The 13,698-nt window shown below is 69.6% G+C and carries 8 protein-coding genes; 5 read left to right on the forward strand and 3 right to left on the reverse strand.

What is annotated here, in order from left to right:
* Together VD972_RS09910 and VD972_RS09915 are read right to left on the reverse strand one after the other, a co-directional pair.
* On the reverse strand, positions 1-1,019 hold a 1,019-nt coding region (locus VD972_RS09910; RefSeq protein WP_324984413.1), incomplete at its 3' end, for an ABC transporter permease.
* On the reverse strand, positions 1,016-2,281 hold the full coding sequence (locus VD972_RS09915; protein ID WP_324984416.1) for an ABC transporter permease: 1,266 nt from the start codon (positions 2,279-2,281) through the stop codon (positions 1,016-1,018). The genes VD972_RS09910 and VD972_RS09915, both read right to left, overlap by 4 nt.
* A gap of 220 nt (positions 2,282-2,501) precedes the next feature.
* On the opposite strand from VD972_RS09915, the gene VD972_RS09920 reads away from it, so the two are divergent.
* From VD972_RS09920 to VD972_RS09930, 3 genes are all read left to right on the forward strand, one after another.
* Entirely contained in the window at positions 2,502-3,083 is a 582-nt protein-coding gene (locus tag VD972_RS09920; RefSeq protein WP_324984419.1) for a GAF domain-containing protein, read from the forward strand.
* A gap of 105 nt (positions 3,084-3,188) precedes the next feature.
* Positions 3,189-5,006, forward strand: coding sequence for a serine/threonine-protein kinase (locus tag VD972_RS09925; protein WP_324984423.1), 1,818 nt, complete (start codon positions 3,189-3,191; stop codon positions 5,004-5,006).
* Positions 5,007-5,079: 73 nt separating this feature from the next.
* On the forward strand, positions 5,080-8,856 hold the full coding sequence (locus VD972_RS09930) for a hypothetical protein (RefSeq protein WP_324984426.1): 3,777 nt from the start codon (positions 5,080-5,082) through the stop codon (positions 8,854-8,856).
* On the opposite strand, the gene VD972_RS09935 is transcribed toward VD972_RS09930, so the two are convergent.
* Positions 8,846-9,925: an isoaspartyl peptidase/L-asparaginase gene (locus VD972_RS09935; protein ID WP_324984429.1), complete on the reverse strand. Its 1,080-nt coding sequence runs from the start codon at positions 9,923-9,925 to the stop codon at positions 8,846-8,848. The genes VD972_RS09930 and VD972_RS09935 overlap by 11 nt on opposite strands.
* A 374-nt stretch (positions 9,926-10,299) precedes the next feature.
* On the opposite strand from VD972_RS09935, the gene VD972_RS09940 reads away from it, so the two are divergent.
* Entirely contained in the window at positions 10,300-11,610 is a 1,311-nt protein-coding gene (locus VD972_RS09940) for a hybrid sensor histidine kinase/response regulator (protein WP_324984431.1), read from the forward strand.
* A gap of 165 nt (positions 11,611-11,775) precedes the next feature.
* A partial coding sequence (locus VD972_RS09945) for an ATP-binding protein (RefSeq protein WP_324984434.1) occupies positions 11,776-13,698 on the forward strand: 1,923 nt, incomplete at its 3' end.

The raw sequence follows: 13,698 nt of genomic DNA on the forward strand, positions 1-13,698 counted from the left end.
CCGCCCATCACCCCGAGCACCGCCGCCTCCCACAGGAAGAGCCCCCGCACTTGCCACCGCCGGACTCCCACCGCCAGCATGGTGCCGATCTCCCGCACCCGCTCGAACACGCTCATCAACATGGTGTTGATGATGCCCGTCAGGATGATGACGAAGAGGATGGAGGAGATGATCGCCAGGATGAACTTCTGCCGGCGGATGACGTCACGCACGAAGGGCTGCAGCTCCTGCCAGGTGTGCACCTCGTAGGCCGGCCCCAGTACCGCACGCAGCTGCTGCGCGACCTCCTCCACCTCGCCCAGCTCCTCCACCGCCACCACCAGCTCCGTCACCCGGCCCTCCATCCCCAACAGCGCCTGCGCGAGCCTCAGCGGCACCGTCACCACCCGCTTGTTCTCGAACGGGAGCGTCGACTCGGTCAGCCCCTCCACCGCCACATCCATCGAGTTGGCCCGTCCCTTCGGACTCGAGGCGGCCAGCGTCACCCGATCCACCGTCCCCTCCCCCTTCTGGCTGGACGGCACCGCCCGGAACGAGCGCGCCAGCTCGCTGCCCAGCAGTGCCTGCGCGTAGTCCCCCGGCGCCAGCACCCGGCCTCCCGCGCGCACCTCGAAGCCAAAGCGAGGCACCGCCCGCGGCTCCCGCGCCGGATCCAGCCCGCGCCCCACGAATGTCGTCTGCGCCACGCCGTTGCTCACCAGCCCCGAGAACGTCAGCCGCCCCGACACCCCGGCCACCCCGGGCACCGCCTCGATGCGGGCCACCAGCGCCTCGTCGTACAGAAGGCTCGGCTCGAGCGGCAGCGCCTCCACGCTGGCCATGTACCCCGTGGGGTGGATCTGCAGCGCGCCCGTGCGGCCCTTCACCACGTCATCCACCATCAACCGCAGGAAGCCGTCCATGATCCCGCGCGAGACCAGCACCGCCGTCACCCCCAGCAGCACCGCGGAGAGCGTCACGAGGCTGCGGCGCCGGTTGCGCGCCACGTTGCGCACGGCCATCCCGGGGAAGGAGCTCATGTGCTGGCCAGCGCCTCCACCGGCCGCAGCCGAGAAGCACGCCACGCCGGCCACAGCGCCGCCAGCCCCGCCCCCACCGCCGCCATCACCACCGAGCGCCCCAGGTACGAGAGCGAGACAAAGGGCCGGATGATGCTGTCCACGTTCGCGCCCGGAGACGGCAGCAGGATCCCCTGCTGGTGCAGCCAGAACGTCACCGCCCCGCCCACCAGCGCCCCCAGCACCCCGCCCACCAGCCCCAGCACCCACCCCTCCAGCAGGAAGAGCAGGACGATGCTCCGCCGCCGCATCCCCACCGCCAGCATGGTGCCGATCTCCCGCACCCGCTCCAGCACGCTCATCAACATCACATTGACGATCCCCAGCAGCACCGCCAGCAGGAACACCGTGCTCAGGATTCCGAAGAGGAAGTCCTGCTGCCCGAGCAGCTGAGCGATGAAGGGGAACACGTCCTCCCAGGTGTGCACCTCGTAGCCCGGGCCGAGCGAGGCCCGCAGCGCATCCCGCACCCGCCGGGCGTCCTCCAAGGGCTCCACTGACACCGCGTACTCGGTGACACGGCCCTCCATGCGCAGCACGCGCTGGGCCGTGGCCAGCGGCACGTACCCCACCCGCCTGTCTCCCGGCGACGCCGACACCAGCGTGCCGGAGATGCGCACGCTCTCGCCGTTCAGCGCCCCATCCCGATCCGCCGCGAGCAACGCCGGCCACTGCTCCTGCGGCAGCGCCTCCCCACCCATCACCCGCGCCCCCAGGCTGCGAGCCAGATCTGCGTTGAGCATCAGCTCCGGCGCCCCGGCTTCCGAGAGGAACCTCCCCTCGCCCACCCACTCCATCCGCTTGGGCGTCACCCGCGGCTCCAGCGCCGGATCAAACGCCAGCACCTGGAGGAACGTCGTCCGAGGCTCACGCTCCTCCGCGCCCTCCGGCTCCGGCATGGACAACATGCCCCCGAAGGCCAGGCGCGGCGACACGCCCACCACTCCCGGCACCCCGGCGATCCGCTGCCGAAGCGCCTCCGAGTCCTCCATGTCCAGCGATAGCGGCGAGCCCTGCACCAGGGCCAGGTACCCCTCATGGTGCACCTGCACCGCGCCCAGCTGCCCCAGGACGATGTTCTCCAGGATGATCCGCTGCTGCCCGTTCACCAGGCCCCGCAGCACCACCATGCCCCCCACGCCCACCACCAACGCCGCCAGCGCGATGGCGGTCCGCCGGCGGTTCCGCAGCAGGTTGCGCGCAGCCAGAGAGAGGAGCGTCACCCGAGCCATCTTCCGAACCCTCTCCCGAGCCATCTCCAAAGCCATCTTCGTCCCACCCCACCTCTCCGGCCCAGTCGCAGCTTCGCCTTACACGCCCCCACCCCGAATACAGCCAAATCGATATTTGACAGGCCCGGCAAAAACAGGCTTAATCTGTCAGTGCAGGATAAGTAATTTTCCTGTACATGCCTGCCAGTCACGTCTCTCCCAGGAGCCCCCGATGATCGAAATCTTCAAGAAGATTTCCGAGGCCACCAAGCTCTTGATGGAGACGGGCTTCGAGGCCAAGCACGTCACGGCGGCGCTGGCCCAGCTGGGCCCCTCCTTGGGAGTGGACCGCCTCTACCTGTACGAGAACCAGCCGTTCCCCATCCGCGGACGGCTGCTGGCGGACGCGCGCTACGGGTGGAGCGCTCCGGGCGTGCTGTCCGTGCTCGAGTCCGCGACGATGCGGCAGATCTCCATCCGCGAGATGGCCCCGCTCTGGGCAGACATGCTGGCGGCTGGCCAGCTGGTCTCCAGCCTGGCGAGCGACGCGCCCCCGCGGGTGAAGCTGGTGCTCACCGAGCTCAAGACCCAGTCGCTGCTGCTGGTCCCCATCCAGCAGGGCAAGGAGAAGTGGGGCTTCATCGGCATGGACGACTGCCGCCAGGCCCGCGTGTGGACCGCCGCGGAGACCACCCTGCTCAAGTCCCTGGCAGGCGGGCTCGGCACGGCGCTGCGCCACAAGCAGATGCGCTCCTCGCTGTCCCAGACGCGCACGCAGCTGGCCGAGATGATGCTCCTCAGCGCGACCCGCTGAGCCATTTCCGCTGAGCCGCATTCCAGGTAGGACGGAAGGGAGGAGGGCCCAGCCCCCGGGGGTTTGTCACGCCCCAAGGTCTGCTAGCCTGTGCCCTCCGCTACCATGTCACTTCTGGATACCACTGCCATCAGCCGGCGCCCGACTGCCGACACCGTCATCAACGGCTACCGCCTCGAGAACCTCGTCGGCATGGGTGGCATGGGCGAGGTGCACAGGGCCACCCAGCTCTCGCTGGGCCGCACCGTCGCGGTGAAGCTGCTCAACCCGGAGCTCGCCAAGGACCCCGCCTTCGTCGCGCGCTTCGAGAAGGAGGCCGCGGCGCTGGCTGCCCTCTCCCACCCCAACGTCGTCTCCATTGTCGACAAGGGGAAGTCGGACGCCACCTACTACCTGGTGATGGAGTTCGTGGAGGGGCCCTCGCTGCGCGAGCAGGTGCGCTCGCCGCTGCTGACGCCCAAAGAAGCCCTGCGGATGATGATGGAGATCTGCCGGGCCGTGGACTACGCGCACAACCGCGGCGTCATCCACCGCGACCTCAAGCCGGAGAACATCCTCTTCGATCAGCAGGCCGGTGGCCTCGCCAAGGTGACGGACTTCGGGCTGGCCTCCTTCCTGGATGACGCCAACTCGCGCTTCAACCTCACCAGCACCCACGTCTCCATGGGCACGCTGTCGTACATGGCGCCCGAGCAGCGAGTGGATGCCAAGAACGCCGACAAGCGCGCGGACATCTTCTCGCTGGGCGTCATCCTCTATGAGCTGCTCACGGGCGAGGTGCCGCTGGGCACGTTCGATCCGCCCTCGCAGGCCAAGCCGGGCATCGATCCGCGGCTGGACGCCATCGTCGCGCGCTGCCTGAAGCCGGATCCCGAGGAGCGCTACCCCACGGTGGCCGAGCTGATGGCGGATCTGGAGCCGCTGGCGCCCATCCTCACCTCCCAGCCACCCAAGCCGCTCACCACCGTGCAGCGCGTGAAGGTGGAGCTGCGGCGCGTGGTGCGCGTCGCCGCGCAGGGGGTGGCCGTGCTGCTGGTGCTGGCGGCCCTGGCGGTGCTCACGGTGGCGTGGCTGCGCAGCGGGCAGAAGCGCTCGCCGGTGATGCCGGGCACCGCGATCAACAGTGAGCTCGGGGCGGACTCGGTACGGACATTCGCCGGGCGGTTGGCGAAGCAGAACGATCGCCGCACCCTCGAGGTGGGCGAGGGGCCGGACCAGGTCTCCTTCCTCGTCGCGGGCCGGCCTGTGGACACCGAGGGCAAGGCGCTGGTGTTCCCCGCCGTGACGGGCCAGTCCCGCGTGGGCCGGGCCGTGGCGGACGTGGTGGACATGGAGGGGGACATCGCCCTGCTCAAGGCGGACGTGCTCGCGGACGGTCCCCCGCTCACGTCCACCGTGCGCTTGCGCGGCCTGCTCTATGGGCCGCCGCCGGATCCCCGGGTGGCGCTCATGCTCGTGGGCTCCACGGGGCGCTTTGTGGCGCTCGTCCAGGAAGGCTCCGGCGCGCCGCTGGCGCTGGAGTGGGCGCTCGGAGAGCGCCGCGGCACCATGCTGGGGCAGGCCTCGCCCCCAGGCCTCACCCACCTGGAGCTGGAGGTGGACGCCGAGGGCATGCTCAAGGCCTTCATCGGCACCGGCAAGGACCGGCGCGTCATCTTCGAGCCGCTCGTCATCGGCCGGGACTGGCAGAAGCAGTTTGGCGAGCTGCCCCGCTCCGCCGTGGGTTGCATCGAGGGAACCTGCCGCGTGGAGGGCTTCAGCTACACCGTCAAGCCGGCCCCGGCCCCCTCTCCCACCACGACCGTGGCGGAGGCACCCCGGCCCCCCGCTGTCACCAAGCCGCCCGTCAAGGCCCCTCCTCCCGTCAAGAAGCCCCCCGCCAAGCCTCCGGCGCCTTCCAAGGGAGGCAAGAAGCCGAGGTAGCCACCCCCCCGGTGGACACCTCCTTCATGCAGATGTAGCCCCGCCCCTGAGATTGAATTATCCCTCGGGCCCTATGCGCACCTCCCGCGGCCTCCTCGCGCTGCTTGCACTCGTCGTCGGCCTGACCGGCTGCCCTCGTCGCCCCCCTTCCGCCACGGATGTCCTGGAGTCCGCTGCCGAGCGGGCTCAATCCGGAAGCGGCGAGGCTCGAACGCTGGCGCTCGCCGGCTTCCACACGTACCTGATGCAGGGGAACGCGGAGGCCGCCCGCGCCCGCTTCGATGCCGCGATCGCCAAGGACCCAGGGGACGCCTACGCCCTCATGGGCCAGCACCTGCTCGCCCGCCGCCTCGCCGCCACGGACCGGGCCCTTGCCGCGGCCCTGGAGCTGGTGGCGCGCGCCCCCACCCATCCGCTCGCCGTGCCCGCGGCGCGCTACATCCTGGACCAGGTGGGCACCTCGCAGGAACTGGACGAGGTCATCTCGAAGAGCGCCCGGAAGGCGCTCGAAGCGGGCGCAACGGGCGAGGCCGCCCAGCTCCTGCGTGGCTGCCAGCTGGCCGTCTTCCTCGTCCGCGGGGACCGGGAGGGCCTGGCCTCCTCGGTGAGAGACGTGGGAGCCGCCAGTGTGGCGACGCTCGTGGGCCCCTTCTCCCCCTTCCACGTGCTGGCCTTCGATGAGCCGACGCCGCCGGAGAAGGACGGCTCGCTTGCGGGCCCCTTCACCGGTCCCTACGGCCCGCTCACGCCGCGCACCCTGGAAGCACCGGATGGCCGGCACCGGCTGGAGGGCGAGCCTCCCGAGAGCGACGTCTACATCCTCGCCTTCGACGCAGAGGTGTCCGAGGGCGGCGTCTACCTGGCGCGCACCGTCGCCTCGTCCTCCTTCAAGGTGCTGATGGACGGCTCGCTCCTCTTCGAGCGCCGCGCCTTTGCCCAGGGCGAGTCCACCGTCAGCGGCCGCCCCGTGCGCCTGGCCCCGGGCAAGCACCGCTTCGTGGTGAAGCTCCTCAAGGAGAGCGCCACGGGGACGATCTCCTTCACCCTGCCCCGCGTCGACGGCCGCCCGTCCGACGTGCGCTACACCGCTGCCACGGGGCCCGCACCCTCCTGGGATGCGGCGGCGCCCGTCTTCGTCGAGGCCCCCTTCTACCCCGCCACGGCCGATCTCGCGGCCGCGCTCGAGGAAGAGGCGGGCACGCTGCTGGCCACCTTCCTGGCGGCCAGTGATGGGTTCGGACGGGATCCCGACGGCACCCGGCGGCTGCTGATGAGCCTGCCGCCGGAGACGGCCAACACCGCCCCCCTGCTCATGCTGAGCGCTTCGGTGGCCACCCAGGATCGCTCCGTGCCCACCAAGGTGTCGCGCGGACGGGCCACGAGAGACCTGGAGGCGGCGCTCGCGAAGGATCCGCGGGACGTGGCCGCGCTGCTGCTGCGCGCGGAGCTGTCCCTCAGTGACAGCCAGGCCGCCGCCGCACAGGAGGGGCTGAAGACCGCCCTGGAGATCGCCGGCCCGGAGAGCGTCCCCGTGCAGATGCTGCGGGCCCGCGCGGCGATCGCGCTCGAGGTGGACGCGCAGGCCGAGGAGGCGCTCTCCGCGGTCCTCAAGGCCCAGCCCCGGCACTGTGACGCGCTCTCGCTGCGCTACAGCCTGGCCCGGAGGCGGGACGCGGCGGCCCTCATGGATCAGCTCGTCTCGGACTTCGCCGGCTGCCCGGGTGCGCTGACCCGCGCCGCCGAGCACGCGCGCCAGCGGGGAGACACCGCCACCGCCGCGAAGCACTACGCGGAGCTGCTCGTGCGCGATCCGGGCGGCGTGAGCACCGGCCTCACGCTGGCGAACCTCTATGTGTCGCTGCGCCGCCATGACGAGGCCACGGCCACGCTGAAGGAGCTGATCCGCCTGTGGCCGCGCAGCGCCTTCCTCTACAAGCGGCTGGCGGACGTGCGCGAGTACGCAGGGGCGCCGGCGGAGGCGCTCGCGCTGCGGGAGCAGGCGCTGGCCCTCGAGGGGGCCGACCTGTCCCTGCGCCGGGCCGTGGAGCGCGCGAAGACGGGCAAGGAGCTGCTGCAGGACTACGCCATCGACGGCAAGGAGGCCATCGCGGCCTATGAGAAGTCGCGGGGCGAGGAGAACGCCGCCGCCACGTACGTGCTGGATGCGGCCGCCGTGCTGGCCTTCCCGGACGGCTCGGTGGTCAACCGCATCCACATCGTCCAGAAGGCGCTGGAGCAGAACGGCATCGAGGACATTGCCGAGGTGACCATCCCCACCGGCGCCCAGGTGCTGGCGCTGCGCACCATCAAGGCGGACGGCCGGGTGCTGGAGCCGGAGAACATCGAGGGCAAGGACAACATCAGCCTGCCGGGCGTCAACGTCGGGGACTACGTGGAGGTGGAGTACCTGCTCGCGGAGTCGGGGCGCGGGCCCATCCAGAAGGGCTTCGTCGCGTCCCCCTTCTACTTCCAGATCGCCAACATGCCGAACAACTGGGCCACGTACACGGTGGTGGCGCCCAAGGGCACGGGGATGCGAGTGGACGCGCACGGGCTGAAGGTGGCTCCTCCCGAGACGAAGGGGGACGTGGAGATCTTCCGCCACGAGCTGCGCCGGGTGCCGCCGTACATCCCCGAGCCGGAGACGCCGTGGTCCTCCAACGAGTACCTGCCCTTTGTCATCGTGGGCTCGGGGATCACGGGCAACGATCAGCTGGCGGCGGTGTACGGAGACGCCTTCCACGAGCGCTTCAAGCGGAGCGCGGACATCGAGGTGTTCGCCCGGAAGGCGGCGGAGGGGAAGACGGGGCTGGAGGCGGTGAAGGCCCTGCACGCGGCGGTGATGAAGCGCATCCCCGGGCGGGACGTGGGGGTGGTGCAGTCGGCGATCTCCACGCTGGCGCAGGACCGAGGCAGCCGGCTGATGCTGCTCAAGACGTCCCTGGAGATTCTCGGCATCCCCGCGCGGCTGGCCTCGCTGAAGACCTTCAGCTCGGATCCCGCGACCTACCTCTTCCCCAACGATCAGCTGCTGCTGTCCTACACGGGACTGCGGGTGGAGGTGCCGGGCGAGGAGCCCCTCTGGGTGGACACCACGGTGCGCTATGCCCCCTTCGGCGGGCTGCCCGAGAACGCCCTGGGCGAGCGCCCGGTGTACCTGCTGCCCGAGCCCGGCCGGCCCATGGCGAAGCTGACGACGCCTCCCTTGGAGGAGAAGGCCAACAAGCAGGTGTCGCTCCGGATGGAGCTGAAGCCGGACGGGCACCTCGTGGTCCAGGGCGAGGAGATCTACAGCGACTTCGTGGGAGCGCAGCTCGCCGACAACTTCGAGGCCCTGTCGGCCGAGAGCCGCAGGCAGTCACTCCAGGGCGCGGTGACGCGGTACTTTGGCGGCGCGGACCTGACGAGCGTGAAGATCGATCACGCGAATGAGGTGGGCGCGCCGTTCATCCTGCGCTACGAGTTCAACGTCCCGCACTTCGCCCGGGTGGAGGACAAGCGGATGGTGCTGGGGTCCGTCACCTTCCCGGCCATGCTCGGCCGGCGCTACGTGCAGCTCAGCGTCCGCCACACGCCGCTGTTCATCGACGAGTCCGAGGCGAGCAACACCCAGGTGACGCTCACGCTGCCGGAGGGCTGGCGGCTGCAGGATCCGCAGCCCTCCCTGAAGGTGAACAACCGCTTCGGCCGCTATGTGCGCTCGGAGAAGCAGGAGGGCAGCGTGCTGACCATCGTCGAGGGGATGCGGCTGCCTCGCACCCGCGTCATGCCGAAGGAGTACGAGACGTTCTCCCAGTTCGCCGGGGACGTGGACCTCATCCAGACGCGGGATCTGGTCCTCATTCGCTGAGGTAGGACACGCGGGCCACGCCGTCCCCGCCCATGTAGCCTCGGAACATGCCGGGGGAGTTGTACGGGGTGGCGACGTTGCCCTGCGCGTCCATGGCGATGACGCCCCCCACTCCCCCGGCCTTCACCAGCACGTCCATGACGACGGCGTCGGCGGCCTTCTTCAGGGGAATGCCCTGGTACTCCAGGCGCGCGCAGACGTCCCGGGCCACGGTGTAGCGGATGAAGTACTCGCCATGGCCGGTGGAGGAGACGCCACAGCGCGTGTCCGCGTAGGTGCCCGCGCCGATGATGGGCGAGTCCCCCACGCGCCCGTAGCGCTTGTTCACCATGCCGCCAGTGGAGGTGCCCGCCGCCAGGTTTCCCGCCTGGTCGAGCGCCACGGCGCCCACGGTGCCGTACTTCTTGTCCCCCGCGGCGGGGAACACGCCCGACTGCCCTGCCTTCTTCTCCGCCTCGAGGATCTGCTGGATCTCCTGCCACTTCTCCTCGGTGCGAAAGTACTCGGCCGGCACCAGCTCGACGCCCTGCTCCTTGGCGAAGGCCTCCGCGCCATCCCCCACCATCATCACGTGCGGGGACTTCTCCATCACCTTGCGCGCCAGCTCGATGGGGTTCTTCACGTGGTGGAGCCCCGCGACGGCGCCCGCCTTGCGCGTCTTGCCGTCCATGATGGAGGCGTCCAGCTCGTTCTGCAGGGTGTGGTTGAAGACGGCGCCCTTGCCGGCGTTGAAGAGGGGCGAGTCCTCCAGGATGCGGACGGCCACGCTCACGGCGTCCAGGCTGGTGCCGCCGCGAGCGAGGAGGGCGTGGCCAGCTTGGAGGGCTTCGGTGAGCTTCGCGCGGTACGCGGCATCCTGGTCAGGGGGGAGCTTGTCCGGGCCGCTCAAGCCTCCGTGGACGACGATTCCCCACTTCACCGGGCCCGAGGGAGCGGCCTCAGCGGCCCGGGCCGCATCGTCCTTCGTGGCGGCCTCCTGGGAAGCGCAGCCGAGCGGGGTCATCAGCAGCGCGGGCAGCGCGGCCACAGTCAGGAGCTTCTTCCAGCACGAGGGGGGCAACAGGGGCATGCGAGGTCCTCCTTGGGGGGGCGGACTATCGCATGGTGTCCTGGGAGGACGGCAGCCCCTCGCCCTTCCGGCCCCCTTCCCCCCATTCTCGCGGCCCAGCGACATACACAGTGTGAGCACGGCGCTTCCGGATGAGCGGAGCCAGTCCAAGGAGTGGGCCGATGGGAAAGACGCTGACGGGGCTGCGGGTGGCCGCGCTGGGCTAGGGGCTGAAGAAGCGCAAGCTCCTCGGCGTCTGAACCTGCCCTTCCGGGGGGAAACCAGCACGGTCCTCCAGGAAGACCCATCTTCCTGTTGGAAGTCCTTGCCGATTCCTGGCCACAATCGGCTGTCGGGTCCCGCGAACTTCCTTTGGCAGGCGGAGAGGTCAGGTCTTGAGCACGTCCGCTTCCCCCAACCGCCGCATCCTGGTGGTCGACGACAACCGCACCATCCACCAGGACTTCCGCAAGATCCTCTGTCCGCCCGCGGCCAACGACTCGCTGGATGCGATGGAGGCCACCCTCTTCGGCCATCACGAGAAGCAGGACCTGGCGCTCTCTTTCGAGGTGGAGTCGGCGTTCCAGGGAGAGGACGCGCTGCACATGGCCCGCTCCGCCCGCCAGCAGGGCAGGCCCTACGCCCTGGCCTTCATCGACATCCGCATGCCTCCTGGCATCGACGGCGTCGAGACCACCTCCCGCCTCTGGCAGGAGGACCCTGATATTCAAGTCGTCATCTGCTCCGCCTACGCCGACTACTCCTGGGAGGAGATGATGCTCAAGCTGGGACTGTCCCAGCGCCTGCTCATCCTTCGCAAGCCCTTCGACGGCATCGAGGTGCGTCAGCTCGCCTTCGCTCTCACCGAAAAGTGGGAGCTGCTTCGCTCCAACCGCCTCCATCTCGAGGACCTGGCTCGCGCCGTCGAGGAGCGCACTCGGCAGCTCACCGCCGCCAACACCCGCCTCATCCAGTCACAGCGCCTCGAGGCTCTCGGCAGACTCTCGGCGGGCCTGGCTCATGAGATCAACAACCCCCTGAGCTTCATCCTGGCCAACCTCAGCTACCTGCGCTCACAGCTCGAGGCGGACACCTGGCGCCTGAGCCCTCATGACGTGATGGAGCTGCGTGAGGTGTGCGCAGAGTCCTTTGACGGGGCCGACCGCATCCGCCGCATCATCCAGAACATCAAGCTCTTCAGCCGCTTGGACGAGACGCCTCGCACCCGCGTGGACGTGCACGAGGTGCTCGAGCTGGCTCTGGGCGAGGCGCGCCACCTGCTGCCCGAGGGCATCCAGCTGGCGCGAGACTTCCACAACATCCCCCCCGTCTTCGCCAGCGAGAACGGGCTGCAGCAGGTCTTCTTCGGCCTGCTGGCCAACGCCGCCCAGGCCCTCAAGGAAGGGCCCTCCTCTTCTCCTACCCTGCGCGTGGCCACCTGCCTCCAGGAGGACGGCCGCGTCGCCGTCGAGATCCAGGACAACGGCAAGGGCATCACCGCCGAGCACCTCACCCGCGTCTTCGAGCCCTTCTTCACCACCAAGCGCCTGGGCTCGGGCACCGGCCTGGGCCTGAGCGTCTGCTACGGCATCATCCTCGGCCTGGGCGGCGACATCACCGCGGACTCCACTCCCGGACAGGGCGCCACCTTCCGCGTCCTGCTCCCTCCAGCGCCCTTGGAGGCCACCCAGTCAACGCCTGGGTGAATTCCCACCCAGACCCAGGGGTACTCAAGAGTTCACGCAGCGAGCAGGTGAGGGCCCGGCTGAGCAGCGCTGCAACAGGACGCCTTTGAAGATAGTGTCAGCTTCTGAACACAATCCAGGGGCAGACCTGCCGCGGGTATCCAGCCCACAAGTACGGCCGGGGACATGAAGAGTACCAGCCCAACCGAGACGAAGCCGTCAGCGCCCGAGGCAGCAGGGCTGGAGGCGCGCAGCGCGAGCCCCTGGCCTCCCCAGAGATGGCTCCTGACGCAGCTGGACCGGTTCCTGTCCCAGGCCCTGCGGCGGGCCTCGCCCTCGGATCTCAGCCGGGCCCGGCTGACGGTCGGCGCGACGATCTTCCTGTTCTTGTTCGTCCTGAGCTACCAGGTCCAGACCCTGCTGAGCGCTGCCGGGCTCCAGGGGCGCGACCTCGCGGTCGGACTCAGCGCGATGACGGCCTATGCGGGAGTGCTCGTCCTCATGCGGAGAGCGGCCACGATCCGAGTGCCCGCGCTGCTCCTGTGCGCCGTCCTGACCCTGGCGCTGGTGGGCTCCATCTTCACCCTGAGCATACCCCTGGGAGGGACGCATGCCGCGGTGATGCTGCTGCCCGCACTCTCTGTGTACCTGCTGGGGCCACGCTGGGGATTCCCCATCACCCTCTTCCTCATCGCGGTCATGGGGTTCGCCTATCCTCTCTACCTCACCCGTCCTGGGAGCGGGCTCGAGCAGGACTCGCAGTTCTGGGGGCTCTACCTCTTCGGCAGCATCTCCTTCCTGGGGGCCTGGGGCCTGGGCGCGCTGCACAGCGCCGCGCGTGACGAGGTCCAGCTCTCGCTCGAGCGGACGCTGAAGGAGAAGCGCGAGAGCGAAGGCAAGCTGATCAGCCTCTTCGAGAGCACCGGAGACCTGATCTGCTCGCTCGATCTGGAGGGGCGGCTGATCACCGCCAACTCCGCTCTGAAGCAGCTGCTCTCCCGGAACTACGGCCGGGTGCTCGCCCCAGGGGAGTCCCTCCTCAACACCCTCCCGCCCGCCAACAAGGAGCTGTGGAGCCAACGGCTGGGAGAGGTCGCCAGCGGCCAGTCCGTGCGCTTCGAGGAGGAATACCTGGTCGGCGACAAGCGCACCACCTACGAGACCGGCCTCAGCCCCATTCCCGGCGAGGGAGGCCAGATCGTCGGCGCCACGGTCTTCTCTCGCGACGTCTCGGCCCGCAAGGAGGTGGAGTCCCGGCTGGGAGAGATGCACCGCACCCTGGTGGACGTCTCCCGCCAGGCCGGCATGGCCGAGATCGCCACCGGCGTGCTCCACAACGTGGGCAACACCCTCAACTCCGTCAACATCTCCACGGCGATGCTGGCGGACCTGCTGCGCAAGTCCCGCGTCTCCGGCCTGGCCAAGGCGGCCCAGCTGCTGCGCGAGCACACCCAGGATCTCGCCGCCTTCCTCTCCAGCGATCCCCAGGGCCAGAAGCTCTCCGGCTACTTCATTGCCCTCTCGGAGAGCCTCGTCGAGGAGCGCGAGGCCATGAGCCGGGAGGTGCTCTCGCTGACCGAGAGCGTGGAGCACATCAAGTCCGTCGTCAGCATGCAGCAGCGGCACGCCCGCACCGGTGGCGCCGTCGAGGAGCTGCAGGTGCCCCAGCTCATCGACGAGGCCCTGCGCCTGCATGCCGTCTCATTCGAGCGCCTGGGCATCGCCGTCGAGCGCGAGTACGCCGCGGTGGTGCCCATCTCCCTCGACCGGCACAAGCTGCTGCAGATCCTCATCAACCTGCTGAGCAATGCGCGCCATGCGCTGGTGGACAGCCAGACGCAGGCCAAGCGCCTGGCCATCCGCGTCCGGCCTTCCAGCGATGGAGCGAGGTTGCTCATCGAGGTGGCCGACAACGGCATGGGCATTGCTCCCGAGAACCTGTCGCGCATCTTCACCCAGGGCTTCACCACCAAGAAGACAGGCCATGGCTTCGGGCTGCACATCAGCGCCCTGGCCGCCACCGAGATGAAGGGCCGGCTCACCTGCGCCAGCCCTGGGCCCGGACAGGGCGCCACGTTCACGCTCGAGCTTCCCCTGGCAGGCGAGGAG

Origin of the sequence: Hyalangium sp., from assembly GCF_035629615.1 — a bacterium.
In the GTDB taxonomy this organism is placed as follows: Bacteria; Myxococcota; Myxococcia; order Myxococcales; family Myxococcaceae; genus Hyalangium.

What these genes read in the sequence shown, in the direction of transcription:
- VD972_RS09920 (WP_324984419.1), top strand. Translation starts at nt 2,502, where the DNA reads ATGATCGAAATCTTCAAGAAGATTTCCGAGGCCACCAAGCTCTTGATG.
- VD972_RS09925 (WP_324984423.1), top strand. Translation starts at nt 3,189, where the DNA reads ATGTCACTTCTGGATACCACTGCCATCAGCCGGCGCCCGACTGCCGAC.
- VD972_RS09930 (WP_324984426.1), top strand. Translation starts at nt 5,080, where the DNA reads ATGCGCACCTCCCGCGGCCTCCTCGCGCTGCTTGCACTCGTCGTCGGC.
- VD972_RS09935 (WP_324984429.1), bottom strand. Translation starts at nt 9,925, where the DNA reads ATGCCCCTGTTGCCCCCCTCGTGCTGGAAGAAGCTCCTGACTGTGGCC.